The sequence below is a fragment of the Ahrensia sp. R2A130 genome (assembly GCF_000179775.1).
In the GTDB taxonomy this organism is placed as follows: Bacteria; Pseudomonadota; Alphaproteobacteria; order Rhizobiales; family Rhizobiaceae; genus Pseudahrensia.
On sequence record NZ_AEEB01000003.1, the window covers coordinates 203,629 to 229,346 of the forward strand.

At 56.7% G+C, this 25,718-nt stretch carries 27 protein-coding genes; 12 read left to right on the plus strand and 15 right to left on the minus strand.

Features of this window, described 5'->3' with window-relative positions:
* Window positions 1-465: a type II toxin-antitoxin system RatA family toxin gene (locus tag R2A130_RS01730; RefSeq protein ID WP_009463117.1), complete on the plus strand. Its 465-nt coding sequence runs from the start codon at window positions 1-3 to the stop codon at window positions 463-465.
* Here R2A130_RS01730 and R2A130_RS01735 read toward each other — a convergent pair.
* A complete protein-coding gene (locus tag R2A130_RS01735; RefSeq protein ID WP_009463118.1) occupies window positions 438-938 on the minus strand; it encodes a CinA family protein in 501 nt (166 codons plus the stop codon). The genes R2A130_RS01730 and R2A130_RS01735 overlap by 28 nt on opposite strands.
* Window positions 935-2,113, minus strand: coding sequence for a bifunctional 2-C-methyl-D-erythritol 4-phosphate cytidylyltransferase/2-C-methyl-D-erythritol 2,4-cyclodiphosphate synthase (locus R2A130_RS01740; RefSeq protein WP_009463119.1), 1,179 nt, complete (start codon window positions 2,111-2,113; stop codon window positions 935-937). Before R2A130_RS01740 ends, R2A130_RS01735 begins: the two co-directional genes overlap by 4 nt.
* Window positions 2,114-2,192: 79 nt before the next feature.
* Here R2A130_RS01740 and dusB point away from each other — a divergent pair, with 79 nt between their 5' ends.
* The 9 genes from dusB (at window position 2,193) to hflX (ending at window position 14,059) form a co-directional block, all read left to right on the plus strand.
* Window positions 2,193-3,221, plus strand: a complete 1,029-nt coding sequence (gene dusB / locus R2A130_RS01745) for a tRNA dihydrouridine synthase DusB (protein WP_009463120.1) — start codon at window positions 2,193-2,195, stop codon at window positions 3,219-3,221.
* The gene (locus tag R2A130_RS01750; RefSeq protein WP_009463121.1) at window positions 3,218-4,321 is read left to right on the plus strand and encodes a nitrogen regulation protein NR(II); all 1,104 of its coding nucleotides are present in this window, start codon (window positions 3,218-3,220) and stop codon (window positions 4,319-4,321) included. The genes dusB and R2A130_RS01750 overlap by 4 nt, the downstream gene beginning before the upstream one ends.
* On the plus strand, window positions 4,314-5,753 hold the full coding sequence (gene ntrC, locus R2A130_RS01755) for a nitrogen regulation protein NR(I) (protein WP_009463122.1): 1,440 nt from the start codon (window positions 4,314-4,316) through the stop codon (window positions 5,751-5,753). The genes R2A130_RS01750 and ntrC overlap by 8 nt, the downstream gene beginning before the upstream one ends.
* An 83-nt stretch (window positions 5,754-5,836) precedes the next feature.
* The gene (locus R2A130_RS01760) at window positions 5,837-8,095 is read left to right on the plus strand and encodes a PAS domain-containing sensor histidine kinase (protein ID WP_009463123.1); all 2,259 of its coding nucleotides are present in this window, start codon (window positions 5,837-5,839) and stop codon (window positions 8,093-8,095) included.
* Window positions 8,085-9,446 carry a sigma-54 dependent transcriptional regulator gene (locus R2A130_RS01765; protein ID WP_009463124.1) on the plus strand — a complete coding sequence of 454 codons (1,362 nt, stop codon included), beginning with the start codon at window positions 8,085-8,087 and terminating at the stop codon, window positions 9,444-9,446. Before R2A130_RS01760 ends, R2A130_RS01765 begins: the two co-directional genes overlap by 11 nt.
* A 49-nt stretch (window positions 9,447-9,495) precedes the next feature.
* A complete protein-coding gene (gene trkA, locus R2A130_RS01770; protein WP_009463125.1) occupies window positions 9,496-10,872 on the plus strand; it encodes a Trk system potassium transporter TrkA in 1,377 nt (458 codons plus the stop codon).
* Window positions 10,872-12,341, plus strand: a complete 1,470-nt coding sequence (locus R2A130_RS01775) for a potassium transporter TrkG (RefSeq protein WP_009463126.1) — start codon at window positions 10,872-10,874, stop codon at window positions 12,339-12,341. The genes trkA and R2A130_RS01775 overlap by 1 nt, the downstream gene beginning before the upstream one ends.
* A gap of 70 nt (window positions 12,342-12,411) precedes the next feature.
* Window positions 12,412-12,660 carry an RNA chaperone Hfq gene (gene hfq, locus R2A130_RS01780; RefSeq protein ID WP_009463127.1) on the plus strand — a complete coding sequence of 83 codons (249 nt, stop codon included), beginning with the start codon at window positions 12,412-12,414 and terminating at the stop codon, window positions 12,658-12,660.
* 31 nt (window positions 12,661-12,691) lie between these two features.
* The gene (gene hflX, locus R2A130_RS01785; protein WP_009463128.1) at window positions 12,692-14,059 is read left to right on the plus strand and encodes a GTPase HflX; all 1,368 of its coding nucleotides are present in this window, start codon (window positions 12,692-12,694) and stop codon (window positions 14,057-14,059) included.
* Here hflX and R2A130_RS01790 read toward each other — a convergent pair whose 3' ends face one another.
* From R2A130_RS01790 to purC, 8 genes are all read right to left on the minus strand, one after another.
* Window positions 14,060-14,308, minus strand: a complete 249-nt coding sequence (locus R2A130_RS01790) for a hypothetical protein (RefSeq protein WP_009463129.1) — start codon at window positions 14,306-14,308, stop codon at window positions 14,060-14,062.
* Between the two features lie 9 nt (window positions 14,309-14,317).
* Entirely contained in the window at window positions 14,318-14,551 is a 234-nt protein-coding gene (locus tag R2A130_RS01795; RefSeq protein ID WP_009463130.1) for a BolA family protein, read from the minus strand.
* An 18-nt stretch (window positions 14,552-14,569) separates the two neighbouring features.
* Window positions 14,570-16,807 carry a phosphoribosylformylglycinamidine synthase subunit PurL gene (gene purL, locus R2A130_RS01800; RefSeq protein WP_009463131.1) on the minus strand — a complete coding sequence of 746 codons (2,238 nt, stop codon included), beginning with the start codon at window positions 16,805-16,807 and terminating at the stop codon, window positions 14,570-14,572.
* A 4-nt stretch (window positions 16,808-16,811) separates the two neighbouring features.
* On the minus strand, window positions 16,812-17,096 hold the full coding sequence (locus R2A130_RS01805) for a hypothetical protein (RefSeq protein ID WP_009463132.1): 285 nt from the start codon (window positions 17,094-17,096) through the stop codon (window positions 16,812-16,814).
* 104 nt (window positions 17,097-17,200) lie between these two features.
* Window positions 17,201-17,881 carry a phosphoribosylformylglycinamidine synthase subunit PurQ gene (purQ, locus tag R2A130_RS01810; protein WP_009463133.1) on the minus strand — a complete coding sequence of 227 codons (681 nt, stop codon included), beginning with the start codon at window positions 17,879-17,881 and terminating at the stop codon, window positions 17,201-17,203.
* Between the two features lie 95 nt (window positions 17,882-17,976).
* The gene (locus R2A130_RS01815) at window positions 17,977-18,264 is read right to left on the minus strand and encodes a hypothetical protein (protein ID WP_156798357.1); all 288 of its coding nucleotides are present in this window, start codon (window positions 18,262-18,264) and stop codon (window positions 17,977-17,979) included.
* A 95-nt stretch (window positions 18,265-18,359) separates the two neighbouring features.
* Window positions 18,360-18,614 carry a phosphoribosylformylglycinamidine synthase subunit PurS gene (purS, locus tag R2A130_RS01820; protein ID WP_009463135.1) on the minus strand — a complete coding sequence of 85 codons (255 nt, stop codon included), beginning with the start codon at window positions 18,612-18,614 and terminating at the stop codon, window positions 18,360-18,362.
* Window positions 18,614-19,384 (minus strand): phosphoribosylaminoimidazolesuccinocarboxamide synthase, encoded by a 771-nt coding sequence (gene purC / locus R2A130_RS01825; protein WP_009463136.1) that lies wholly within the window; start codon window positions 19,382-19,384, stop codon window positions 18,614-18,616. The genes purS and purC overlap by 1 nt, the downstream gene beginning before the upstream one ends.
* Window positions 19,385-19,573: 189 nt before the next feature.
* Here purC and R2A130_RS01830 point away from each other — a divergent pair, with 189 nt between their 5' ends.
* Window positions 19,574-19,888 carry a DUF1476 domain-containing protein gene (locus tag R2A130_RS01830; RefSeq protein WP_009463137.1) on the plus strand — a complete coding sequence of 105 codons (315 nt, stop codon included), beginning with the start codon at window positions 19,574-19,576 and terminating at the stop codon, window positions 19,886-19,888.
* Window positions 19,889-19,922: 34 nt separating this feature from the next.
* Window positions 19,923-20,690 (plus strand): HpcH/HpaI aldolase/citrate lyase family protein, encoded by a 768-nt coding sequence (locus R2A130_RS01835; protein ID WP_009463138.1) that lies wholly within the window; start codon window positions 19,923-19,925, stop codon window positions 20,688-20,690.
* A gap of 201 nt (window positions 20,691-20,891) precedes the next feature.
* Here the strand turns inward: R2A130_RS01835 and R2A130_RS01840 are convergent, their stop codons facing one another.
* The 5 genes from R2A130_RS01840 to radC all read right to left on the minus strand — a co-directional run bounded on the left by R2A130_RS01840 (window position 20,892) and on the right by radC (window position 25,713).
* Window positions 20,892-21,452 (minus strand): alpha/beta hydrolase, encoded by a 561-nt coding sequence (locus R2A130_RS01840; protein ID WP_009463139.1) that lies wholly within the window; start codon window positions 21,450-21,452, stop codon window positions 20,892-20,894.
* An 11-nt stretch (window positions 21,453-21,463) separates the two neighbouring features.
* A complete protein-coding gene (gene purB / locus R2A130_RS01845; RefSeq protein WP_009463140.1) occupies window positions 21,464-22,765 on the minus strand; it encodes an adenylosuccinate lyase in 1,302 nt (433 codons plus the stop codon).
* An 88-nt stretch (window positions 22,766-22,853) separates the two neighbouring features.
* Window positions 22,854-23,879, minus strand: a complete 1,026-nt coding sequence (locus R2A130_RS01850; RefSeq protein WP_040304725.1) for a P1 family peptidase — start codon at window positions 23,877-23,879, stop codon at window positions 22,854-22,856.
* A complete protein-coding gene (locus R2A130_RS17340; RefSeq protein ID WP_009463142.1) occupies window positions 23,876-24,934 on the minus strand; it encodes an ABC transporter substrate-binding protein in 1,059 nt (352 codons plus the stop codon). Before R2A130_RS17340 ends, R2A130_RS01850 begins: the two co-directional genes overlap by 4 nt.
* Window positions 24,934-25,713, minus strand: a complete 780-nt coding sequence (radC, locus tag R2A130_RS01860; RefSeq protein WP_009463143.1) for a DNA repair protein RadC — start codon at window positions 25,711-25,713, stop codon at window positions 24,934-24,936. The genes R2A130_RS17340 and radC overlap by 1 nt, the downstream gene beginning before the upstream one ends.
* Window positions 25,714-25,718 lie beyond the last annotated feature (5 nt).

A 25,718-nucleotide genomic window follows, 5' to 3' on the forward strand; every position in this document is an offset into this window, starting at 1 on the left:
ATGCCGCAATTTGAGAAGGTTCACACCGTCGCCCATTCGGCGGATGATATGTTTCAGCTTGTCGCCGATATCGAGCAGTATCCAGAATTTGTACCCCTATGTCAGGCGTTAGCCATACGGCAGACCCGCGAGAAAGCAGGTCGCGAAATTTTGGTGGCCGACATGACGGCTGGGTACAAAAAGGTGCGCGAAAGCTTCACCTGCCAAGTGGTTCTGAATCGCGAGACGCGAGAAATTCAGGCCAGCTATATCGATGGCCCGTTCAAATATCTCGACAACCGCTGGCGATTCGAAGAGGCCGGTACGGGGCGTTGCACAGTCCATTTCACGCTGGATTATGAGTTCAAAAGCCGCGCGTTACAAATGCTGATGGGCTCGATGTTCGACCGCGCTTTCGGAAAATTCGTGCAGGCATTCGAACAGCGCGCAGACGAACTCTACGGCGAAGGCGCTGCCGTTAGTTGATCGAGCAACATAGCAAGCGCAACCTCGACGGTGCGTTTACGAATGCCGCTGCGGTCTGTGATACCCTCTTCGTCAAAGCGGCACTTTTGCACCGCCATCTCACCGCCTGCCAAACCTGCGGCAACGAACACTAGTCCGACAGGTTTTGCTTCGCTTCCACCACCCGGTCCGGCTATTCCGGTTACGGCGACGGCTAGTGTTGCGCGCGATTTGGCAAGTGCTCCGGCAACCATAGCCGTTACGACCTCCTCACTAACAGCGCCGCGATCGGCTATCAGGTCGGCGGTAACGCCCAACATCTCCGTCTTCGCTTCGTTGGAATAGGTAACAAAGCCGCGTTCGACCACCGCTGATGATCCGGCGACTTCGGTCAATGCCGCAGCGATGAGGCCGCCAGTGCAGCTTTCTGCCGTGGCAATCATGACGCCCTTGGCTTTTGCAGCACCTAGAACAGCGGCAGCATCTGCGCTCATGTAACTACTCCAAAAACCGCCGTGGCTGTGGCTAAAGCCACTATACCTTCTTCGCGACCGATGAAGCCGATGCGTTCATTGGTAGTCGCTTTTACCGAAATTCGGGCGCGGTCGACGCCGGTAATGCTTGCCATCGCGCCGCGCATCACATCGCGATGCGGACCGATCTTCGGGCTCTCACAAAGCAGCGTCACATCCATATGGGTGACCGTGCCACCAGCCTTCCGCACCAATCCTATCGCATGGGCAAGAAACTGATCGGATTTCGCGCCCTTCCATTTTTCATCGCTAGGCGGAAAATGAGAGCCGATATCGCCATCTGCGATTGTTGCCAGCAGTGCATCTGTAAGCGCGTGAAGGCCGACATCGGCATCGGAATGGCCGCTGAGTTTTCGACTGTGAGGAAGTTCGACACCGCACAGCCATATGCTGTCACCATCGACCAGTTGGTGCGTATCGTAGCCATGACCCACGCGAATATCGGGCACTGAAAATGCCGCCTGCGCGCGCGCAATATCGTCGGCTGTGGTCAATTTCGTGTTCACGGCGTCCCCTTCGACTGAAGTTACCTCGTGGCCCGCATCGCGCATCAACGAACTGTCGTCGGTGAAGGTATTCACGCCCTTGTTGGCGGCAGCCTTGTGCGCCGCGTGGAAAGGTTCGAATGCGAAGCCCTGCGGAGTTTGAGCGATGTGCAGGCCTTCGCGGCTGACAGTATCGCCGACCACATTGTTGTCGACCTTTTGCAAACTGTCGGCCACCGCAAGCGTCGGTAACGCGCCTACCGAGTTGTCCAAACCGTTCAGCACACGGTCGATGATGCCTGCGGTCACGAAAGGTCTGGCCGCATCGTGAACCAGCACGCGCTCGCAATTGTAATGGGTCAGAGCGTCCAAGCCGGCCAGGACCGAAGCCTGCCGCGTTGCGCCACCGTTCACGGGTGGCAATAATTTCGGACCACCTTTCGCAGCGACTGCAAAAAGTTCGTGATCGTCTGCATGTATGACCGGCTGAACAAGATCGATACCGTCATGTGCGCTGAAGGCTGCAATGGCGCGGTCGATGACGCTGCGTCCGCCAAGTGAACGGTATTGCTTCGGTCCATGGTCCGTGCCCGCGCGCTCGCCGCGCCCTGCGGCAACGATAATGACGGCTGTTTTCGTACGCTTATCCATGTGGTTCGATTGCCACGCCACCATTGCCACCGCAAGCGTTTGGCTTGCGATGCAAAGCGTGTCTGCCTAGAAAGCAGGCATGTTGGAAGAGAGCCCAAAACAAGAGCAGCCGTTCACCATCGGCAACCGGGCCGTGCGCAATGCAGCGTTTCTTGCGCCCATGTCCGGCGTGACCGATGTTCCGTTCCGCAGGCTGGCTTGGCGTTACGGCGCAGGCATGGTCGTGTCGGAAATGGTGGCCAGCGAGGCGCTGACCACGGGCATGGATGAAATGGTGCTAAAGGCTGCAGGTGCCGGCCTGCCGGACCATATGGTGCAGCTAGCAGGCCGCGAACCGCAATGGATGGACCGCGCCACCCGCATGGCGGAAGACGCTGGCGCAACCATCATCGACATCAATATGGGCTGCCCCTCCAAGCGCGTGACGAACGGCTATAGCGGCTCCGCACTGATGCGCGATCTTGACAATGCAGAAGGCCTGATCAACGCCGTGGTCGCAGCTACCGATTTGCCCGTGACGTTGAAGATGCGCTTGGGCTGGGATGAGCAATCTATAAACGCGCCTGAACTTGCCCGTCGGGCAGAAAATGCTGGCGTACAGATGCTCACCGTTCACGGGCGCACGCGCAACCAGTTCTACAAGGGCACGGCCGACTGGGATGCCATCCGCGCTGTGCGCGAAGCCAGCCGATTGCCGCTGGTCGTAAACGGCGACATTTGTGATGAGGCGACGGCCTGTGCGGCCCTCATTGCCAGTGGCGCTGATGGGGTGATGATCGGTCGCGCGTCCTACGGCGCGCCGTGGTTGCCGGGTCAGATCGGAGCGGCACTTGCTGGAACACCGGTTCCTGAAACACCGTCAGGTGAACACCTCGCTGCGCTGGTCTGCGAACATGTGGACGCGATGCTGTCCCATTACGGTTTGGAACTGGGCCTGCGCAACGCCCGTAAACATATCGATTGGTACGCCGCGCATTTGCCGAAAGATGTGCGGAAGTCTCCGCTACGCCGCGCGATTATGACGGGCACGGATGCGACCGAAGTGCTGTCGATGGTGGAGAAACTGTTCTCGCAGTCGCAAGTAGCTCCAATTCGGACCGCCGCATGAGCGATCTGGTTGAAACAAGCGAAGCGCTGGGTGTTATGAACGCGTTGCCGCACCCGGTTTTCGTGGTGGATGCAAGCGGGAAGTTTCACTTTGCCAACACTTCTGCGGAGATGTTCTTCAAGACCAGCGCAGCTGTGCTTTTGGCGCGCAATCTCGATCAATACCTCAGTCTAGCAAGCCCATTGCGCGCGCTCATCGAACAGGTGCTAAAGGGCCGCTCGCCGGTCAACGAGTACAAAGTCGATCTCTCATCCCCTCGGCTCGGCAGTGAGCGTTGGGTGGATATCTACGTTTCACCCATGGTGGAGGAAGAAGGGCGCGTTGCAGTGCAGCTTCAGGTGCGCTCCATGGCCGATACGCTGGACCGCCAACTTACCCATCGCGGTGCTGCCCGAACGGTAACAGGTCTAGCTGCGATGCTGGCCCACGAGATCAAGAATCCACTATCTGGCATTCGCGGCGCTGCTCAACTTTTGGAAACCTCTGGCACGGAAGATGACCGCACGCTTACGCGCCTCATCACCGACGAGACGGATCGGATCGTGAGGCTGGTGGACCGGATGGAGGTCTTCTCCGACGAACGGCCTGTGGAACGCGATCCGGTGAATATTCACTCGGTTCTGGAACACGTAAAAAAGGTTGCGGAAAGCGGCTTTGGGCGCGGTGTGATGGTCGAAGAGCTCTACGACCCGTCATTACCGCCGGTTCTCGGCAACCGTGACCAGCTCATTCAGGTGTTCCTCAACCTCGTTAAGAACGCCTGCGAAGCGATGGAGGGACGCGAGGATCGCGTGCTGACGCTAAAAACCGCTTACCGTCCCGGAATGCGGGTGGCCGCCGCTGGCAGTCGTGATCGTGTGTCGCTGCCGATTTCACTGTCTGTCGGCGATAATGGCGTGGGAATTCCTGACGATATTCTGGCGCATATGTTCGATCCCTTCGTGTCGTCGAAAATCAATGGCTCCGGTCTCGGTTTGGCATTGGTGGCGAAAATTGTTGGCGACCATGGCGGTGTCGTTTCGTGTGACCGCAGCGGGAAGGGCACCCGTTTCGAAATTTTGCTGCCCGTCTGGAAAGAGGCGCGTCTGACGAATGGCTGAAATTCTTGTAGCCGATGATGATTCGGCGATTCGCACCGTGGTGTCTCAAGCCCTTACACGTGCCGGTTATGAGGTTCGCGTTACCAGCAATGCGGCAACGCTTTGGCGTTGGACGCAGGCAGGTGACGGCGATCTGATTGTCACCGATGTCATCATGCCCGATGAAAATGCGTTCGAACTGTTGCCCCGCATCAAACGCATTCGGCCCGACCTACCGGTAATCGTAATGAGCGCGCAAAATACATTCATGACGGCGATTACAGCCACTGAAAAAGGTGCCTACGACTACCTCCCGAAACCCTTCGATCTAAAGGAACTGGTTTCTACCGTGGAACGCGCGCTGGCCCAACCGGTGGGAACGGCAACGAAGTCTGCGCCCGATGAACCGCGTATGCCGCTGGTTGGTCGTTCCCCCGCCATGCAGGATATTTACCGCGTTATTGCGCGCATGACGCAGACAGATTTGACCGTCCTCATCAACGGTGAGTCGGGCACAGGTAAGGAACTTGTCGCCAAGGCTCTGCATGAGTTCGGCAAGCGAAAGAACGGCCCGTTCGTTGCCATCAATATGGCCGCGATCCCGCGCGAACTGATCGAGTCGGAATTGTTCGGTCACGAGAAAGGCGCGTTTACCGGAGCTGAATCCCGTTCCGCAGGCCGGTTCGAGCAGGCTGAGGGCGGCACGCTGTTTCTCGATGAAATTGGCGATATGCCGCTGGAGGCACAAACGCGCCTGCTGCGTGTGCTGCAGGAAGGCGAATATTCGACGGTGGGAGGTCGCAAAGCGATTCCCACAGATGTGCGAATTGTGGCGGCCACCCATCAGGATCTCACGGCGCTCATCGATTCTGGCCAATTCCGCGAAGACCTTTTTTACCGATTGAACGTTGTGCCCCTACGGGTACCGCCATTGCGTGAACGCGGGATGGACGTGCCAGACCTCGCTCGTCACTTTCTTGAACTTGCCCACGACAACGGCCTGCCGCTCAAAGCCTTCACATCCGAAGCGTTAGACCGGCTGAGAGCTCACAATTGGCCAGGTAATGTTCGCGAACTGGAAAACCTTGTCCAACGTCTCGTGGCGCTGCATCCGCAGGAACAAATCACGGGCGAATTGGTCGATAGCGAGCTGCGAAGCGTCCGCCCGCGGGGCGACATGCCTGCCGGAATGTCTGCCGAGGGTGAACTGGATGTGGCCACAGCAATCTCGACATTGGCTAGTCAGGCGCTGGATGCCGACAGCGATGAGGCTCCGCTGAACGACTTGTATCAGAGCATTTTGCGCGAGGTCGAAGAGCCGTTGCTGCGGGTCGTGCTGAAGGCCACACGGGGCAATCAGATCAAGGCAGCGCGTATTCTTGGTCTGAACCGGAACACGCTTCGAAAGAAGCTGAAGGAACTCGATATGCCGGTGACGCGCGGAATTGGGTAAATGAGACAAGCGTTGCATTTCCGCCACAAATAGTTGCAACTTAGCAACGATTGGGTGGCTGGAACGGTTAGATAACACGCACTATGGCAAATTTGGACGCCGGATTGGATGCCGGAACACCGGCATTGGTGTTCGAAACGCCCGTCGATCGGCTGTCCAGCCTACGCACAGTGCGCCGCTTCGGCTTAGGCTTTCTGATCCTCACCATCATCTTTGGTCTCGCGTCCTTCGTGGTGCTTCTGGGCCTGACACCGATTGAACTGACCGACACGGTGGTGCTGACAACAGTCGCTATCAACTTCGTCCTCATTGCTATCATTGTGATTCTCGTTGCGCGCGAAGTTCGCCTGCTGTTGCGGGCGCGGCGAAAGGGTCGTGCTGCGGCGCGAATGCACATTCGCATCGTGGCGCTCTTCGGTATCGTTGCTGCGCTTCCGGCAATCATAGTGGCAGTGATCGCGGGTATAACACTCGATCTTAGGCTGGACCGGATTTTTGATGAGCGAACGAAATCCATCGTCGCTTCGTCCATGTCACTAGCTGAATCTTATGTTGAAGAGACGGCGGGTAACTTGAATTCCAGCACTTTGAATATGGGGTTTCTGTTGAGCCGGAATCGCAGCGGCTACGTTCTAGACCGACAATCCTTCAAAGGTTTCATGACAGGGCAGGCGCGTGCACGGGGAATGGTTCGGGCTGCCATCGTCAACTCTCGTGGCAACATTGTCGTCGAAGCTACGCTGCCGCAAAGCACGACTTTGCCAACGGCGCCGCTAGGGTTGATCCAGCAAGCTGCCGACCAAAAACCGGCCTGCGGCGGACCGCGCAGGCGCAGTCTTGCCGGCTGCGTGGTTAAGCTGCCAGCGCTGGGCGCTGACGTGTTTCTCTACACATTGCGAAACGTCGATCCGCAAATTCTGAATTCTCTCGGCCTTATGGAAGAGGTCACCGAGGAATATCGTCTGATGGAAAGCGGGCGCATTCCGCTGCAGATCGCCTTCGGTCTTCTCTACGCAGGCATGTGCCTTACCATTTTGCTGGCGGCCATGTGGATGGGCATCGCGGTCGCTGACCGTCTCGTTGATCCTATTCGCCGCCTTATCACCGCAGCAGACCAGGTGGCATCAGGCGATCTTGATGTTCAAGTCGCTGATATTCGCTCCGAAGGCGAACTTAAGTCGCTGGCCAATACTTTCAACTCTATGACGAGCGAACTGCGCGCTCAGCGTGATGAAATTCTCGACAATCAACAACAGATTGATGACCGCCGGCGCTTCACCGAAGCCGTGCTTTCCGGTGTCACAGCTGGTGTATTGGGCGTCGACCACGGCGGATCAATTGCTATTGCCAACACGTCGGCTGCCGGACTTTTGAAGCGCGACGATCTTATCGGATTATCGCTTGCCGATGTTTCGCCTGAGCTTGCAGCCGTGGTTGATGGCGCGGAATTGGCTCACAAATCTAGCTTGCGTGAACAGATCACCTTGGAACAGGAAGGGCGCGAGCGAACCTTTGATGTGCAGGTAACGCTGGAGGGTACGGGTGAGGGTACTCACTCGCACGTCGTCACAATCGACGATATTACCGATCTTGTTTCCGCCCAACGTACCTCAGCTTGGGCCGACGTTGCGCAACGCATCGCACACGAAATCAAGAATCCGCTGACGCCGATTCAGCTCTCAGCAGAGCGTATTCGCCGCCGTTACGGTAAGGTCATCACCGAGGACCGCGAAGTCTTTGACCAGTGCACAGAAACCATCGTGCGGCAGGTCGCCGATATTGGCCGGATGGTGGACGAATTCTCGTCATTCGCGCGAATGCCGAAGCCTGCGCTAACGGTGGGTAATCTGTCGGAATCCATGCGTGAAGCGGTGTTCCTGCTGAAGGTTTCCAATCCGCACATCAAGTTCAACGTCGAGTTAGGCGAAGAGCCGTTGCTTGCGAAATTCGACAGCCGCCTTCTGGGCCAGGCATTTGGCAACCTTATCAAGAACGCGACAGAGGCAATCGAGGGCCACGAATACGAAGATGGCGAGAAGCCTGAAATTGCGATCAGCGCACAGGTTGGTGATGATTTTCACATCATCGACATCATCGACAACGGTAAGGGTTTGCCGATGGAAAACCGCGCGCGCTTGTTGGAGCCTTACATGACCACCCGCGAAAAGGGCACCGGCCTTGGCCTCGCAATTGTGTCGAAGGTTCTTGAAGAACACGGTGGCTCTATCGAGCTGCGCGACGCACCGCAGGTCGCCGATGGCGGCCACGGCGCGATGGTAAGAATTCTAGTTCCGGTAAACCCGGTAGAAGACAATTCACAGGGAGAACAACATGGCGTCTGACATTCTGGTTGTTGACGACGAGGCGGATATCCGCGAGCTGGTTTCCGGCTTGCTGGAGGATGAGGGGCACGAAACCCGTACCGCTTATGACAGCGACTCAGCCTTGGCCGCCATCGCAGACCGCAGGCCGTCTATGATCTTTCTCGACATCTGGATGCAAGGCAGCAAGCTGGATGGTTTGGGTCTGCTGGACGTAATTCAGGATTTACATCCGGGTCTGCCCGTCGTCGTCATTTCCGGCCATGGCAATATCGAAACAGCCGTGAGCGCCATTCAGCGCGGCGCATATGATTACATCGAAAAGCCGTTCAAGGCTGACCGCCTGATCCTTATTGCCGAGCGTGCATTGGAAACTGCTGGACTGCGCAAACAGGTGGAAAACCTCGAACGCAAAAGCCCTGATATGCCGGAAATGATTGGCATGTCATTTGCGATGAACCAGTTGCGTTCGAATATCGACAAAGTAGCGCAAACGAATTCTCGTGTGATGATCATCGGGCCATCGGGCTCCGGCAAAGAAACTGTTGCCCGCGCCATCCATCGCAATTCCGCACGCTCAAGCGGACCATTTGTCGTGCTGAACGCCGCAGCCATTACTCCGGAGACAATGGAAACTGAGTTGTTCGGCATTGAGGCCGGTGAAAATCGGGAAGGCAAAACGGGCGCTTTGGAAGAAGCCCACCGCGGGACTCTACTGCTTGATGAAGTGGGCGAAATGCCTGTCGAAACGCAGTCCAAAATTCTCCGCGTGCTTGTCGCTCAGAAGTTTGAACGCGTCGGCGGTACCCGCAAGGTGGCGGTCGATGTGCGCGTTCTGTCATCCACCGGTGTTGATCTGGAGGAGCGGATTACTGAGGGATTGTTCCGTCAAGATTTGTTTGATCGCCTCGCCGTGGTCCCCTTGGCAGTGCCATCATTGGCTGATCGCCGTGAAGACATCGAACCGCTCATCATTGCATTCATGCACCAGATCGAAGCGCAAACGGGCGTCAAAGCCTGCGAGATCGGTGATGATGCCATGGCAGTTCTTCAAGCTCATTCATGGCCCGGAAATCTGCGCCAGCTTCGTAACAATGTCGAACGCCTGATGATCCTGTCGCGTGGCGACGATGGAGAAACCGTAACTGCGGATCAGTTGCCCGGCGAGATCAGCGATATGTTGCCGAAAACACCCGGTACCGAAGACGAGCACATCATGTCGATGCCATTGCGCGAAGCGCGGGAGGTCTTCGAGCGCGATTATCTGGTGGCGCAGATCACCCGCTTCGGTGGTAACATCTCCAAGACGGCAAATTTCGTTGGCATGGAACGGTCCGCCCTCCATCGCAAATTGAAAAGCCTTGGCATATAAGGTTCGTTCGTGAGGCCGAAATGGCTTCGTTCGAAGGGGCTTGCCCGGTATGAAAGTCATCATTTGCGGCGCTGGGCAGGTGGGCTACGGCATCGCCGAACGCCTTGCCAACGAAGGCAATGACGTCACTGTAATCGACAATTCCGCGTCGCTCGTTCAGGGCGTCCGTGACCACTTGGATGTGCGCGGCTTTGTTGGTCACGGCTCGCAGCCGGACGTTTTGCAGGCTGCCGGTGCTGATGACGCTGATATGATCATCGCGGTCACTCTCTATGACGAGGTCAACATGGTGGCCTGTCAGGTGGCGCACTCATTGTTCGATGTGCCAACGAAAGTCGCCCGCATCCGCGCGCAAAATTACCTTCAAGATATCTATAAAGACCTGTTTTCCCGTGAGCATATGCCCATCGACGTCATCATTTCGCCTGAGATCGAGGTTGGTGAAATGGTGTTGCGCCGCATTGCATTGCCCGGCGCGACGGATGCGGTGCAGTTTGCCGACGGCGAGATCGCGATGATCGCAATCGAATGCAACGAGGATTGCCCGGTCATCGACACGCCATTGGATCAGCTATCGGAGCTGTTTCCCGACCTGTCTGCCGTGGTCACAGGTATCTGGCGTGGTGACAAACTGTTCGTGCCACATTCCAGCGACGCCATGGTCGCTGGCGATTTGGCCTATGTCATTGCGCGACGCGATAAAGTTCGCCGAACATTGAGTATTTTCGGTCATGACGAAGCGGCCGCCAGTCGTATTGTAATCGTCGGCGGTGGTAACATTGGCCTCTACGTCGCCCAAGCCATCGAAGAACGACAGCCCAATGCGCGAGTAAAAATTGTCGAAGCATCGCGTGAACGCGCAGTGGCTATCGCCGATATTGTTGACCGAACCGTTGTGCTGCACGGTAGCGCGCTTGATCAGGAAATCCTGCTGGAAGCCGATATCGAGCAAGCCGATTTGATGGTTGCGCTTACCAATGACGATCAGGTCAACATCCTGTCTTCCGTCATGTCGAAGAAGCTGGGGTGCAGGGCCAACCTGACGCTTCTGAACAACATGAGCTATTATGGCTTCACGAAGTCACTTGGCATTGACGCGCATCTCAACCCACGTTCTGTGACGATCTCGCGCATTTTGCAGCATGTGCGGCGCGGTCGTATCCGTGGTGTGCATTCAGTTCAAAACGGTGCGGCTGAAGTTATCGAAGCAGAAGCGCTCGAGACTTCAACACTGGTCAACAAGCCCTTGCGTGACCTCGATTTGCCCGATGGTATACGCGTCGGTGCCGTCTATCGCGACAAGCAAGTGATCATGCCCAATGGCGATCTACAAATCCGTGCCAAGGACCGCATTGTTATGTTCGCCGTCTCCGAACGCGTGAAACAGGTTGAGCAGATGTTCAGGGTCAGCCTGGAATTCTTTTAATGCTGGCGGTCGCCTTCTACCTCGCCTGTACCGGCCTCATCGTCACCGTCTCGCTGTTGGCACCGGTCGCTATCGCCATTTTGGCGGGCGAAGGGGACGTTGCTCGCCGATTGGGCTTTTACATCCTCATGGGCAGCTTTGTCTTCGGTGGTCCCGCACTCGCGATAATAGGCCGTTTGGGGCGGTTGCCGCAAATTGGCCGATTGCTGTTGCTTGCGCTGGTCTGGACCGTGCTTCCAATCTCATTGGCGGTTCCGATCTGGGATCTGACACAAATCTCATTCGTCGATGCACTATTCGAAGCCGTTTCCGGCCTCACCACTACGGGGTCGACCACTGTGCGAGAAATCGAACAGTGGCCTCAGGCAATGATTTTCCTGCGCGTTCAGGCACAGTGGATTGGCGGTTATTTGGCCTTACTAACTGTAATTCTCATCATCGCGCCAAGTGGCATTGGTGGGTTGCAAAGCCGCGACACGATTATGTTTGTCGGTGCAGATTTCCGCGCCCAGCAAGGCCGCTTGTTAGCATTTGCAGGCAACCTCGCTCTGTTTTACGCGATCCTGACTGTGGTCTGTTTTCTGGCCATGTTCATAACAGGAACGCGCGCGTTTTACGCGCTTACGCTTTCTATGACGGCCATATCGACCGGTGGCTTTCTGCCCTTCGATAGCTCGCTCGACCAGACGGTGCCGTTGGGCAGCCTGTTCATTTTTGGTGTTTTTCTCGTTGCCGGTGCTACCAGTATTTATTGGCAACGAATGCTGACATCGGGGCAATGGGCGCGGGCGCGCCAACATCGGGAGAGCTATTTCGTGCTTGGGCTCATCGCGATCACAACATTTGTGTTCGCGTTTTCGTTCATCGATGTTTCTGGCGTGGAGGGCACAGGCGGTGGCCGAATTCTGATCGAAGCCTTCGTCAATGCGGCCTCGCTTGTCTCCACCAGCGGTTTGGAAACCCAACCCGGCTATATGACGCTGTTGCCGCTCGTTACAGTGCTGTTCATCGTGTTTGCTGGTGGCAGCGCGTTTTCCACCTCGGGCGGACTAAAACTCTATCGCATGGGTGGCATGTTGGTGCAGTCGCTGTCGGAACTAGACCGTTTGATCTACCCGCACATCGTGCGCGGTTCCCACTTCGGTTCAGAGCGCTATGACATGCAGTTGATGAAAGCGATCTGGAGTTTCTTCGTTGTCGCCATCATCACCATTGCGGTCGCGTCAATTCTGGTGTCGGCAGGCGGCGTGCCGTTTGAAGCCGCGCTCACAGCCACTATCGCCAGCTTCACCACAGCGGGGCCAATTTACAACCCTGATTGGGGGCAAGCGTCCGAAGTGCCGTGGCCCGAGTATGCGAATTTTGCCACCTCGGCCAAGCTGGTTTTGATGATGACCATGCTGCTGGGCCGGTTGGAAGTTCTCGCGGTAATCGGTATTTTTTCGCTTCGGTATTGGCGAACACGCTAATGGTGATTGCGTGGCGGCGGGCGCACCCTATATTAGGCGAGTAAATCGGCAAAGAAACGATACGGATAACATGGCTGAACGACAGCAAAATCTGCAGGACGCATTTCTGAATAACGTCCGCAAAAACAAAATTTCACTGACTATATTTCTGGTCAACGGCGTTAAATTGACCGGCGTCGTGACGTGGTTTGATAATTTTTGCCTGCTGCTGCGCCGCGATGGCCATTCGCAGCTGGTCTACAAACACGCAATTTCCACAATCATGCCCGGTGAACCGTTGAAGATGTTCGACGACACTGGCGGACGCGGTGATGAATAAAGGCGATGAATAGGTCCATGGGTCAACAGATTTGAGTTCTCCTGACAGCTTTGAGAGTGCCGGAAAGCCGCGCTTCCAGCTCGACACCACCAATGAACGGCCGGTTACGAAGGCACTGGTTTTATCGCCAGTGATCGCGTCACGCGCCACTTCAAAAGCCGATAAAGAGCGTGTGCACGCCCGCAGTGAAGCAGCGCGGTTGGACGAAGCTGTCGGTCTCGCACGGGCGATTGATCTGGAGATTGTTCATTCCGCCTCGGTTCCGTTGTCAAAACTAAAGGCGGGCACGCTTTTTGGCACAGGCAAAGTGGAAGAGTTGAAAGGCTTGATTGCCGCCCTCGATGCTGGCCTCGTTGTTGTCGATCATCCGCTTACCCCTGTGCAGCAGCGCAATCTTGAAAAAGAATGGCAGGCCAAGGTCGTTGACCGCACCGGCTTGATTCTCGAAATCTTTGGTGCGCGTGCGCAAACCAAAGAAGGTCGATTGCAGGTCGAACTCGCCCACCTGAATTATCAGAAGGGCCGGCTGGTTCGTTCGTGGACCCATCTTGAACGCCAGCGTGGCGGCGGTGGCGGTTCCGGTGGCTTCCTTGGCGGTCCCGGTGAAACCCAGATCGAAAGTGACCGCCGTCAACTTCAGGGCAAGGTGAACGCGCTGGAAAAAGAGCTCGAAAAAGTGCGTCGCACCCGCACGCTTCACCGTTCGCAGCGTAAGCGCATTCCTCACCCTGTCGTGGCTCTTGTGGGCTACACCAACGCCGGTAAATCGACCCTTTTCAACAGCCTCACAGGCGCCGAGGTGATGGCTAAAGACATGCTTTTTGCCACGCTAGACCCAACGCTGCGGCAGCTTCATTTGCCGCAAGGTACGCAGGCAATCTTGTCGGACACGGTGGGTTTTGTTTCCGATCTGCCAACGCACCTTGTCGCTGCTTTCCGCGCTACGCTGGAGGAGGTGATCGAGGCAGAGCTCATCCTGCATGTGCGCGATATTTCAGACTCGGACACAAAAGCGCAGGCCGAGGACGTCTATACGATCCTGTCCCAACTCGGCGTGGGCGAAGATGGCCACAGCCGTGTTGTGGAAGTGTGGAACAAGATCGATCTTCTGGATGCGGAAGCGCTCGAAGCCATCCGCGCCACGCGAACCGGAAATGATGCACCACTGCTCGTGTCAGCCGTTACCGGCGAGGGCGAAGGAAGCTTGCTTGAGTTGGTTGAAGACAAGCTCGGTGGTTCAGAAAATGTCGTGGACGTTGTGTTGGCGCCTGCGAAACTGGGCCAACTGAACTGGTTCTACGAGAACGCTCACGTTATCGAACGAACTGACCGTGAAGACGGTAGCGTTGCGATAACGGTGCGTGTAGCGCCTGCATTACGGGCGCAAATGCCAAACTAGTTAAGGCTGGTCGGCTTCGTGATCACCGGTTTTGTCGTTGGTTTTGACAGATTTGCGCTTTTTCAACACTGGAAATGCTGGCGTCATATTCGCTTCGCCGGTCTGGACCACATCGTAATCCTGAGCCGGTTTCCAGTCATATTGGTCGGATTTTCGTCGACCGCCGAATTTGATGTAGAGCAGGACCAGCGCGACAACCAGAAGCACCAACGAACAACCAACCACAATTCCGGTGTCGGAAAAATGCATGTCCGCAGCCTATTTGGGTGGGCTGGTTTGTAGTGCGAGCGCGTGAAGAACACCGCCCATTTTGCCCTGTAGCGCACCATAGACAAGCTGGTGTTGTTCCACCCGCGATTTGCCGACGAATTGTTCGGACACGACCTCAGCCGCATAGTGGTCGCCATCACCGGCCAAATCACGGATAGTGACCTCGGCGTCAGGCAGGGCTTCCTTGATCATCGTCTCGATTTCACGCGCGTCCATTGGCATCGTGCAGCCCTTTTCAAATTATTCCGCAGCTTCAGCGATCTTTGGTCCCGCCATATAATCCGGGAACCACGCTTCGTGTGCAGCTTTCATGTCCTCAACCGATATGTCCACCAGATCGTTGATCTTCAAGCGGTCACCACCAACTGTGCCGATGCGCGAGAAGAAGCAGGCAGAGCCTTCGCAATTTGCGCCGAACATATCGGCCCATTTTGCAGGCACGCTGACGATGTAGCGGGACTGGTCCTCGCCGAACAAGGCAGCATGCGGGTAGGTGACGGTGATATCGCAATCCGCGCCCAGACCTGAGGCCATGCACATTTCAGCCAGTGCTATTGCTAGGCCTCCATCAGAAATATCATGGCAGGCGGAAGCGTAGTCGCCACGAATGGCGGACAGCACAAAGTCTCCACGGAAGCGCTCGGTCATCAAATCGACGGTTGGGGCAGGGCCGGTTTCTTCGCCTAGTATTTCTCGTTGATAAATCGAGCGCGAAAGGTGAGTGCCCTCGGTGCCGATGAGGAACAGAACATCGCTTTCGTCTGCCGTGCCAACGCGCGCCATTTTGGCGTGGTCGTCAATCAAACCGCAGCCGCCGATGGTCGGCGTCGGCAAGATGGCTTCGCCGTTGGTCTCGTTATAAAGCGATACATTGCCGGAAACGATGGGCATATCCAGCGCCTGGCAGGCCTCGCCGATACCACGGATAGCAGCCACGAGTTGGCCCATGATTTCCGGTTTTTCAGGGTTTCCGAAATTGAGATTATCTGTCGTTGCCAACGGCTTCGCGCCGGTAGCTATGAGATTACGATAGCATTCGGCAACGGCCTGTTTGCCACCTTCATAAGGGTCGGCCTCGACGTAACGTGGCGTCACATCAGAAGAGAACGCGAGCGCCTTTGTGGCGTGGCCTTCGACCCGCACCACACCAGCATCACCGCCGGGCAGTTGCAACGAGTTGCCCTGAATCAGCGTGTCGTACTGCTCCCAAACCCAACGGCGGGAGCAAAGGTCGGGCGAGGCTAGCATCCAGAGCAGGGCTGCCGAATAATCATCCGGCGGAGCAAACAAGTGTGGTTCCTGATCCACATGGGTGCCGGGCTCGATCCATGGTCGGTCGTATTCGGGCGCTTCATCGCCTAATTCTTTGATCGGCAAATTAGCGACTTCTTCGCCCTGGTGCATAACGCGGAAGCGCAAGTCGTCAGTGGTCTTACCAACGATGGCAAAATCCAACGCCCATTTGTCGAAGATGGCCTTCGCCTCGGCTTCTTTTTCAGGCCGCAGCACCATGAGCATCCGCTCCTGGCTTTCCGATAACATCATTTCGTAAGCTGTCATATGCGTTTCGCGCACCGGCACGGTGTCGAGATCGAGTTCGATGCCAAGATCTCCCCGCGCGCCCATTTCAACGGCGGAACAGGTCAGGCCCGCTGCGCCCATATCCTGAATGGCGATAACAGCACCGGACGCCATCAATTCCATGCAGGCTTCCATCAGGCATTTTTCGGTGAACGGATCGCCCACTTGAACGGTGGGGCGTTTCTCGTCGATGGAATCATCGAATTCTGCTGACGCCATAGTCGCGCCGCCTACGCCGTCGCGGCCCGTCTTTGCGCCGAGATAGACGACCGGTAGGCCCACGCCTTCAGCTTTTGAAACATAGATCGCGTCGGTTTTTGCAAGGCCCGCCGCAAAGGCGTTGACCAGAATGTTGCCGTTGTAGCGTTCGTGAAAATTCACCTCGCCGCCGACTGTGGGAACACCAAACGAGTTGCCGTAGCCGCCGACGCCCGCGACGACACCGGCTACAAGATGCCGCGTTTTTTCGTGGTCAGGCGAACCGAAGCGCAGCGCATTCATGGCAGCGATCGGGCGAGCGCCCATGGTGAACACATCACGAAGAATGCCACCCACGCCGGTTGCGGCGCCTTGGTAGGGTTCGATGAAAGAGGGGTGGTTGTGGCTTTCCATCTTGAAAACCACGCAATCGCCGTCGCCGATATCAACCACACCGGCATTTTCGCCGGGTCCGTAGATCACTTGTGGGCCCTCCGTCGGCAGTGTTTTCAGCCACTTGCGGGACGATTTGTAGGAACAATGTTCATTCCACATCGCCGACCAGATGCCCATTTCCGTATAGGTGGGGTCGCGTCCGGTTAGCTCCAGAATGCGCTGCCATTCCTCTTCGTTCAGGCCGTGTTCGGCAACGAGTTCTGGCGTAACGGGGCGGGTGTTATCGACGGTTGGTTTGGTCATGATCTCAGCAGGTTTTTGAGCCGCTGGCCCAAGCAGCCATGGAGGCGCGAAGGGCAGGGCCGTTGCTTGTTTGAAGAAGGGGCCCGAAGCTCGTGAATTGGGTGCTGCCGCCTTGGCGTTCAGCTTGAGCTACGAGCTTTGGAAGTCCGGCGGGCTTGTTGCGCGGTACGATAAGCACACGCGGCTTGCCGGAATAGGAATCAAGTTCAGCCGCCAGCTTGTAAGGTTGGAACTGCGCCAGTTTGGGTTTGAACCAGCAAGCTTGCATCTGTTTGGCGACGTTAAGCATCACAGCTTGCGGGGTGCCGAGACCCGAATTGCCAAGGTCTGTCGGTTTCGACTGACAGGCACTCAATAACAGCGCGCACAAAAACAAAATCCCTTGCGTAGCCCTCATGCGGCGTCGGCTTGGAGCAAGTTCATCGCGCCTTCGAAAAGCCGCCGTCCGTCACTGCCACTATGGGCGGCTTCGATAAGGTTTTCCGGATGGGGCATCATGCCCAAAACGTTGCCTGCATCGTTGAAGATGCCCGCAATATCGTTGATCGAGCCGTTCGGATTGGTCCCGCTCGCGTAGCGGAACGCCACCTGACCTTCGCCTTCGATCCGGGCCAACGTGTCTGCGTCCGCAAAATAGTTGCCATCGTGATGCGCCACAGGACAGCGGATCACTTCGCCTTTGCTGTATCGCTCGGTGAACGGATTATCGGTGTTCACAGCTTCCAACTGTACCTCGCGGCAAACAAATGTGAGCGCCGAATTCCGCATCAACGCGCCGGGCAAAAGACCTGCTTCAACGAGAATTTGAAAACCGTTACACACGCCCAAAACGCGAGTGCCCGCGTGAGCTGCTTTCGATACGGCATCCATAATAGGTGCCCTTGCAGCGATTGCGCCGGAACGCAGATAGTCGCCATGGGAAAAGCCACCCGGCAGGATCACCAGATCACTCGCAGGAAGCTCTGTATCGGTGTGCCAGACAAGGTTTGGCTCAACACCACCAACCTTGCGGATAGCCGCAATCATATCGCGGTCGCGATTTGAGCCGGGAAATTGAACGATAGAGACTTGCATGAGCTATCTATAGCACCGCAAGGATGAGCTTTCCACCACATCACCCCGGCAGATTGGGAACTGCCCGACTTTCTTCACCGAACATTTGCCACAGATTAGTGACCGTGGTGCTTGCGGTCGTGGCGCCGGTATTTGCGGCTGTGACGCTTTGGCGTGTGTGCTTCGGGTACGTAGTGTTTGGCCTTCGGCTCACCGAAAAATGGGCGGTAGTGGATGCGTGTGCTGTTGTAATGCGAGCGCTCATATTGCTCGTTGTCGAACTGCACCTGCACCGCATTGCGAGTGGGGCCGTATTGGATGCCCTGACCGTATTCAGCAGCTTGAGCTGATGCGGCATGCATGGGCAGTGCGAGACATGCGGCGAATATCGTTACATTTTTCATGATCATTTCCTTCATCCGTTAACCCCGTTGTGGAGTTGGATGGTCAGGAATCGGTCAAGAAAGGTGGTGAACGACGCGGTAAGGAAAACGAAACGTTAAGATGTGGAAAATTCGACCGAATAGTCTTCGACCACGGTATTGGCGAGCAGCTTTTCGCACATGGCACCCAGCTGATCTTCGGCAGACTGTTTGCTGTCGGCCTCAAGCCGGATGTCGAAGGTCTTGCCTTGGCGCACCTGTTCGACACCGGCAAACCCGAGCGATCCGAGCGCGCCTTCAATAGCTTTGCCCTGAGGGTCCAGCACGCCGTTTTTCAGCCGCACCGTTACTTTTGCATTGAATACAGTCATCAGTCGCTCTTCACCAATACGGGGCCTTTGCCGCGTGGCGGCTCGTTTTCGTTCAAAATGCCAAGGCGTGAGGCCACTTCGCGATATGCTTCCAGCATTCCACCGAGGTCTTGGCGGAAGCGGTCCTTGTCCATCTTGTCTTTGGTCTTCACGTCCCACAGACGGCAGGAATCTGGGCTGATTTCATCTGCCAGTATGACGCGCATCATGTCGTTTTCGTACAGGCGGCCGAACTCGATTTTGAAGTCCACTAATTGAATGCCAACGCCGTAGAACAGGCCGGATAGAAAATCATTGATGCGGATGGCCAGCGCCATCATGTCATCGATTTCTGGTGGCGACGCCCAACCAAAAGCGGTGATGTGCTCCTCGGAAACGATAGGATCGTTCAACTCGTCGTTCTTGTAATAAAACTCGATAATCGAGCGCGGCAGTACAGAGCCTTCTTCCACGCCGAGGCGTTTGGAGAGCGAGCCAGCCGCTACGTTGCGGACAACGACTTCCAGCGGAATGATCTCGACTTCTTTGATAAGCTGCTCACGCATGTTGATGCGGCGGATGAAGTGAGTCGGCAGGCCGATACGGTTCAACTGCTCGAAAACGTACTCGCTGATACGGTTGTTCAACACACCCTTACCATCAACAATCTCGTGCTTTTGCGCGTTAAAGGCTGTGGCATCGTCTTTGAAAAACTGCACGAGCGTGCCCGGTTCCGGACCCTCATAAAGGATCTTGGCCTTGCCTTCGTAAATCTTGCGACGTCTGCTCATGATGTATCTGCCTTTCTGTCGGCTGAAGCCCAGCCATAGGCGTCTGCGGCGGTGAAGACAATCACGGTGAGCCATCCTTAAGACGGTTCGGCACAGGAAAACCGGTTGCGACGGGCTGGGTGCGTGCTTACCTTCCAGCCAACGCAATGATTGCCGCGCGTATCGCGGTCTGAGTCGGGAGACCATCACATGTCATCTATGGACGATCGGGGCGATGCCTACGAAAACAAGTTCGCACACGATGCGGAGTTGAAATTCAAATCCGAAGCCCGCCGTAACAAAATGATCGGCCATTGGGCGGCTGAAAAAATGGGCCATGCTGACCCTGCTGCTTACGCAAAAGAAGTGATTCTCGCTGACTTTGAAGAAGCCGGCGACGAAGACGTGTTCCGCAAGCTGCGCAGCGACCTCGATGCCTCCAGCGCGACCGTCAGTGATGATGAGCTACGCGCAAAGATGCGTGAATTTTTGATCGCGGCGGCCGAAGAAATTCAGGGCCAGTAAGGTCCACCAAACCGGCCTTGGGAGGGGCAGCACCATGAAACGAATGACCAATCTTTTGGCGAAGGATGGCGTGCCGGTTTCCGCATGGTCTGCCCAGCAGGATCCGTTCTATCTACAACTTCTGGCCAGGACGAACGCTGATTTTATCACGCTGGATATGCAGCACGGTATGCAAACCGAAAACAGCGTCATCCGTGGCATAGCTGCGGTTATGCCGTCCGGCAAACCGACGATGGTTCGCATTCCCGTGGGGCGCTTTGATCTTGTCAGCCGCGCGTTGGACGCAGGCGCCCACGGCATCATCGCCCCGATGATCAACAATCTGGATGATGCGAAAGCACTGGTCAGTGCAGCGAAATACATTCCCGTCGGCGATCGTTCCTTCGGCCCCACCCACGGTGCGGGCCTGATGGGGCTGACAAACCCGGAATATGTAACGCAGGCTAACGATCACATCCCGATCATGGCGATGATCGAGACGGCTGAAGCCGTGTCCAATATGGACGTAATTCTCGACCTCGACGGTATCGACGGCATTTTCCTCGGCCCTGGCGATCTGTCGATCTCCATCCGCCAGAACGTCGTGCCCGATCCCTATGGACCAGACACGATCGACATCATCAAAACAATGCCGGAAGCCGCACACAAGCGTGGCAAGTACGCCTTCGCTTGGTGTGCGGGGCCGGAACATGTCGATCTAGCCACTGAGATCGGCTTCGACTGCTGCTTCATGGGCCACGACATTGCCTACCTGCAGCGCGGCATCGACACTATGTTAGGTGAAATCAAAACGCGGAAGTAGCGCATCTCGCCTCATACTCCACTGTCATCCCCGCAAAGGCGGGGAACCACTTGAGCCAGGAAACGCGCCTAAATTCAGCGGGGAATGGCTGCATTTTGCGGATAGTTGAGCGCTCATACATGCGTAGTTTGAGTGTAGTGAGATGTGGGTCCCCGCCTACGCAGGGATGACAGCGGAGTGTGGTTCGCTTTCTTTTTGCGCTCAAAGCCCGGATAGAAACTTCGCGAAGACGATCAACCCGTCCGGCCATGGTCCGTGGCCGGATTCGGTGTTGAAGTGTCCGCTTTCGCGTCCGTCCACCAGCATCGAGCCCCAGCAATTCGCCATATCGCCTGCTTTTTCATAGGTGCAGAACGGGTCATTCTGGCTCGCCACGACTATAGATGGAAATGGGAATGGATCGCGCGGGTAGGGGCCGAAGGTCTGTAGGTGTTTCGGCTTTATGTCGGGATTTTCCACATCCGGTGGGGCGACGAGAAACGCGCCTTTCACATTCTTCATCACGCCATCTGTATCCCGGGCGATTGCTTGCGCAACGGTTTGCACACCGAGCGAATGCGCGACGAGAACAACCGGTTTTTCGGTTTCTTTTACGGCAGCCAAAAGGCTTGCCACCCAGTCTTCGACAACCGGCTTATGCCAGTCTTCCTGGCTGATGCGACGTGCGGTCGACATCTTACGTTCCCAGCCGGTCTGCCAGTGTTCCGGCCCTGAATTGGTGTAACCGGGAACGAGGATGATGTCGGTTTCGGCAAGTTTCATAAAGGTCAGCCTTAGCCGAACACGCGGTTGAAAATCGTGTCGACATGTTTGGTGTGATAGCCGAGATCGAATTTCTCGTGGATCTGCTCTTCGGTCAGAGCCTTGCGCACATCTTCGTCGCCGAGCAGTTCCTCCAGAAAGTCCGCACCATCTTCCCAAACCCGCATGGCGTTGCGCTGGACGAGACGGTAGGATTCCTCACGCGAACAGCCAGCCTGCGTGAGCGCCAGCAGCACACGCTGCGAATGAACAAGACCACGGAACTGGTTCAGATTGCGGTCCATGTTTTTCGGATAGACCAGCAGTTTTTCAATCACACCGGTCAGGCGCACAAGTGCGAAGTCCAGTGTTACGGTGCAATCCGGCCCGATCATCCGTTCGACAGAAGAGTGCGAAATATCGCGCTCATGCCACAGCGCTACGTTTTCCATGGCCGGGACGACGCCCATGCGGACAATGCGGGCAAGACCGGTGAGGTTCTCGGTCAGCACAGGGTTACGCTTGTGTGGCATTGCCGACGAACCCTTCTGGCCCGGTGCGAAATATTCTTCAGCTTCCAGAACTTCGGTGCGCTGAAGGTGGCGAATTTCCGTGGCCAGCCGCTCGATGGATGATGCGATAACGCCAAGCGTTGCAAAATACATGGCGTGGCGGTCCCGTGGGATGACCTGCGTGGACACCGGTTCGATGCTCATGCCGAGCGCCTCTGCAACGTGCTCTTCCACCGCTGGATCGATATTGGCAAAAGTGCCGACCGCACCGGAAATGGCGCAGGTCGCGATTTCTGCGCGGGCTGCGATCAGCCGTGTTTTGCAGCGCTCGAACTCCGCATAGGCCTGCGCCAGCTTCACGCCGAAGGTTGTCGGCTCCGCGTGGATGCCGTGGGACCGGCCAATTGTAACAGTGTCCTTGTGCTCGTAGGCACGCTTTTTAAGAGCTGAAAGCAATCCATCCAGATCGGCGAGGAGCAGGTCTGTTGCCTTCATCAACTGTACGTTGAAGGTCGTGTCCAACACGTCGGACGACGTCATGCCCTGATGCACGAAGCGGGCGTCATCGCCGACGATTTCAGCCAGATGCGTGAGGAAGGCGATCACGTCGTGTTTGGTCTCGCGCTCGATTGCGTCGATGCGTTCCACATCGAAAGTTGCAGCACCGCCGCGCTCCCAGATGGTTTTGGCGGCCTCTTCGGGAATAACGCCGAGTTTCGCCAGCGCGTCGCAAGCGTGAGCCTCGATTTCAAACCAGATGCGGAACTTGGTTTCCGGCGACCAGATGTCGGTCATTTCGGTGCGGGAATAGCGGGGGATCATGGCGCGGCCTGAATGGGAGCGGAAAGGCAAGCAGGCTCTAACACTAGCGTGTGCTGCGCTTCAACGCAGGCGAAAGCCCAATCCCCCGTTAGGTGCGGTGGAAGCGGTCCGCCCATGTTGGAAACAGGTCATTCGGCATTGTCGTGGCGTCGTGAACACCCCGCGTAATGGCCCGGGCCATCGTGGCTGCTGCGGCGGCAGACAGTTCGATCGAGATGGGCAGATCCCCATCGGCGTCGACCGCTCCGGTTGAAATGGAGAAGACCAGGTCGCCATCAAGCGGTGTGTGAGACGGCCAAAGCGCGTGGGCGAAACCATCATGGGCCGCCACAGCCAATCGCTTTGCCGCACCTTTCGATAGCTTCGCGTTGGTGGCGATGATGCCAATCGTTGTGTTTGCGCCTGCCTCTTGCTCACGATTGCCGAATTTTATGTGCAAGGCGGACGGATCTTCGCTGTTCGCACGGTACCCGCCGAACTCATCGTTCAACTCGAAGTCGGACGCCCGAAATTGCCCACTGTCACCGCACACTGGCGAGCCAAGCGCGTTGACAGCAACAAGAGCGGCAACAATTACGCCGTTCTCTAGCATGGTCGACGCTGTCCCTAATCCACCCTTCAGGCCTGGGTTAGGTCCGCCGGTCAGCGCGCCGAAACCGGCACCGGCGCTTCCGGTTGCAAAATTTTCGGACGCCGCCTGTGCGGCGCGAATGCCCAAATCGCGATAGGGGGGCTGATCGCCCCAGTCTTTGTCGCCACCATTGATCAGGTCGAACAAGATAGCCGACGGCACAATGGGCACGCGGTGCGGCCCCACAGCAAAGCCACGTCCCGCATCGCGCAACACCTGTTGAACGCCGCCTGCCGCATCCAACCCGAAAGCGGAGCCGCCGGACAACACCAAAGCATCCACCGATTCCACCGTGTTCTCAGGAGACAGAAGATCGGTTTCGCGGGTTCCGGGCGCGCCGCCCATCACGTGAACCGAAGCCACGTTGGGAAGATCGCAGAGCAAAGCAGTCACGCCGGATTTTAGAGAATCATCATGCGCGTTGCCCACCCGAAGTCCGGCAATATCGGTAATGGAATTGCGTGGTCCTGCTTGCCAAGTCATGGCAGAGGCTGCCATTCGCCGCCGCGCATAACAATCGGCTCAAAAGCCTGAACACTGGCGCGGCCGTCTGCGCTAAAGCGTATCGGTCCGATCACCGTGTCGAAGCTATTGCCCAGCAAACCGCTTTCTTTGTTCGCCTGCGTGCTGGCGATCTGTATGGCGATGTAGCCGAGGATAAGGCTGTCTTCGACATCCAACCGCTCCATATCGACGCCATTGCCCAGTTGAGCATCCGGCAGCAATTTCAATTCAGAAAGACGGATGGCAAGTAGCCCGTCGCGCAACCGGTTCGCACCTTCCAGAAAAGGCACCAACCGCGCGGCTTCACCACCGGCAACCTGCCATGTCGGTTGGTACTGGAAAATATCGCGGGTTATGGTGAGTACATCTTCCGGTTCGGCGGCGATAAACACCGCTTTTGCGCCAGCAGCAGCTAGTCGGCGAACAAGCCCGACTTGCGAGCGTTGGAGCGGCCTGAAATTCTCGTTCGCAACAGCCCGTAAGCCCGCTTCATCCGCCGCCAGCCGCACTGCATCTGCCAGCCCACGTCCATACACGCTGCCATCATCTACGATAGCGAAAGGCTCCCCATTGAAGCGGGGCAGTATGTTCTGAACCACCGTTGCAGCTTCGGAACGTGCAGGTGGCGAAATCTCGAAAATCGGCAACCCATCATAGCTGCGCGCTCGCTCCATACCGCTGCTGCGGGTGGACAGGGCGATCACTGGCACGGATTTTCCGCCATCCTGATTCAAGCCACGGGCGATAGCCAGAGCGCCTGAAAAGCAGGGCGGGCCGACGACTATGTCGACATCTGCTTTCTTCAACGTCGCGATCTTGTTGTCGATTTCTTCGTCATCGCAACCGCCCGAAACGAGCTTCACTCGCATCTCATCGCGCAATGTCCCGGCGGCCAACATCGCACCGAATTCCATGCGTTTGGCGGGTACTGCCACGCTGCCTTCCAACGGCAGCACTAGGCCCACCTTGGTCTGCGCGGATGCGCTTCCTGACCAAATGAATATGGCGGCGATAATTGTGAGAAACCGGGCCATCAGAAAAGCTGCAGCGCTTTCATGCTGGTGTGTGTGTCGCGGCCTATGATGATGTGGTCGTGCACCGCGATGTTCATCGTCTGGCAGCTCGTGTTGATCTGGCGTGTGAGTTCAATATCGGCCCTCGATGGTGTCGGATCACCAGACGGGTGATTGTGCACCAAAATGACAGCCGTTGCGCCCACTTCGAGTGCCCGCCGCACGATTTCACGGGGATAGGCGGGGGTGTGGTCGACGGTGCCTTCCTGCATTTCTTCATCATCCATCAGGCCGTTTTGCTTGTTGAGATAGAGCACACGAAGCCGCTCGTTTTTCAATTCGCTCATGCGCGACTGGCAATAGGCGATGACTTTAGACCAGGAACCGAGATCGACCGGCCCTTCGATACGATCTTTCAGCGCACGCGATGTGATTTCCCCCACGACAGCAAGGTTTTCTGCCATTCGTGGTCCTACTTTTTCGACCTTCTGCAACTCGGCAGAACTTGCGCCCAAAACGCCCCTTACGGAGCCGAATTTTTTCAGCAACCGCTTGGCGATGGCCTTGGTGTCGGCACGCGCGACGCTTTGGAAAAGGAGAATTTCGAGAACTTCGTAATCCTCCAGCGCGTCCGGTCTTTTTTCAAACCGGTTTCTCGCGCGGTCCCGGTGGCCGAGGAGAAGGTTTTCGGGCTTCGCTGCGGCGGTCTTTAATATGGGAAGCTGTGGAGATTCTTCCAGCTCGATTGGAGGTGGCGAACCAGCATCATATGCACCGGTTTCATCATCACGTCCCGCCATGTCGG

What these genes read in the sequence shown, in the direction of transcription:
- R2A130_RS01730 (WP_009463117.1), top strand. Translation starts at nt 1, where the DNA reads ATGCCGCAATTTGAGAAGGTTCACACCGTCGCCCATTCGGCGGATGAT.
- R2A130_RS01735 (WP_009463118.1), bottom strand. Translation starts at nt 938, where the DNA reads ATGAGCGCAGATGCTGCCGCTGTTCTAGGTGCTGCAAAAGCCAAGGGC.
- R2A130_RS01740 (WP_009463119.1), bottom strand. Translation starts at nt 2,113, where the DNA reads ATGGATAAGCGTACGAAAACAGCCGTCATTATCGTTGCCGCAGGGCGC.
- dusB (WP_009463120.1), top strand. Translation starts at nt 2,193, where the DNA reads ATGTTGGAAGAGAGCCCAAAACAAGAGCAGCCGTTCACCATCGGCAAC.
- R2A130_RS01750 (WP_009463121.1), top strand. Translation starts at nt 3,218, where the DNA reads ATGAGCGATCTGGTTGAAACAAGCGAAGCGCTGGGTGTTATGAACGCG.
- ntrC (WP_009463122.1), top strand. Translation starts at nt 4,314, where the DNA reads ATGGCTGAAATTCTTGTAGCCGATGATGATTCGGCGATTCGCACCGTG.
- R2A130_RS01760 (WP_009463123.1), top strand. Translation starts at nt 5,837, where the DNA reads ATGGCAAATTTGGACGCCGGATTGGATGCCGGAACACCGGCATTGGTG.
- R2A130_RS01765 (WP_009463124.1), top strand. Translation starts at nt 8,085, where the DNA reads ATGGCGTCTGACATTCTGGTTGTTGACGACGAGGCGGATATCCGCGAG.
- trkA (WP_009463125.1), top strand. Translation starts at nt 9,496, where the DNA reads ATGAAAGTCATCATTTGCGGCGCTGGGCAGGTGGGCTACGGCATCGCC.
- R2A130_RS01775 (WP_009463126.1), top strand. Translation starts at nt 10,872, where the DNA reads ATGCTGGCGGTCGCCTTCTACCTCGCCTGTACCGGCCTCATCGTCACC.
- hfq (WP_009463127.1), top strand. Translation starts at nt 12,412, where the DNA reads ATGGCTGAACGACAGCAAAATCTGCAGGACGCATTTCTGAATAACGTC.
- R2A130_RS01790 (WP_009463129.1), bottom strand. Translation starts at nt 14,308, where the DNA reads ATGCATTTTTCCGACACCGGAATTGTGGTTGGTTGTTCGTTGGTGCTT.
- R2A130_RS01795 (WP_009463130.1), bottom strand. Translation starts at nt 14,551, where the DNA reads ATGCCAATGGACGCGCGTGAAATCGAGACGATGATCAAGGAAGCCCTG.
- purL (WP_009463131.1), bottom strand. Translation starts at nt 16,807, where the DNA reads ATGACCAAACCAACCGTCGATAACACCCGCCCCGTTACGCCAGAACTC.
- R2A130_RS01805 (WP_009463132.1), bottom strand. Translation starts at nt 17,096, where the DNA reads ATGCTTAACGTCGCCAAACAGATGCAAGCTTGCTGGTTCAAACCCAAA.
- purQ (WP_009463133.1), bottom strand. Translation starts at nt 17,881, where the DNA reads ATGCAAGTCTCTATCGTTCAATTTCCCGGCTCAAATCGCGACCGCGAT.
- R2A130_RS01815 (WP_156798357.1), bottom strand. Translation starts at nt 18,264, where the DNA reads ATGAAAAATGTAACGATATTCGCCGCATGTCTCGCACTGCCCATGCAT.
- purS (WP_009463135.1), bottom strand. Translation starts at nt 18,614, where the DNA reads ATGACTGTATTCAATGCAAAAGTAACGGTGCGGCTGAAAAACGGCGTG.
- purC (WP_009463136.1), bottom strand. Translation starts at nt 19,384, where the DNA reads ATGAGCAGACGTCGCAAGATTTACGAAGGCAAGGCCAAGATCCTTTAT.
- R2A130_RS01830 (WP_009463137.1), top strand. Translation starts at nt 19,574, where the DNA reads ATGTCATCTATGGACGATCGGGGCGATGCCTACGAAAACAAGTTCGCA.
- R2A130_RS01835 (WP_009463138.1), top strand. Translation starts at nt 19,923, where the DNA reads ATGAAACGAATGACCAATCTTTTGGCGAAGGATGGCGTGCCGGTTTCC.
- R2A130_RS01840 (WP_009463139.1), bottom strand. Translation starts at nt 21,452, where the DNA reads ATGAAACTTGCCGAAACCGACATCATCCTCGTTCCCGGTTACACCAAT.
- purB (WP_009463140.1), bottom strand. Translation starts at nt 22,765, where the DNA reads ATGATCCCCCGCTATTCCCGCACCGAAATGACCGACATCTGGTCGCCG.
- R2A130_RS01850 (WP_040304725.1), bottom strand. Translation starts at nt 23,879, where the DNA reads ATGACTTGGCAAGCAGGACCACGCAATTCCATTACCGATATTGCCGGA.
- R2A130_RS17340 (WP_009463142.1), bottom strand. Translation starts at nt 24,934, where the DNA reads ATGGCCCGGTTTCTCACAATTATCGCCGCCATATTCATTTGGTCAGGA.
- radC (WP_009463143.1), bottom strand. Translation starts at nt 25,713, where the DNA reads ATGGCGGGACGTGATGATGAAACCGGTGCATATGATGCTGGTTCGCCA.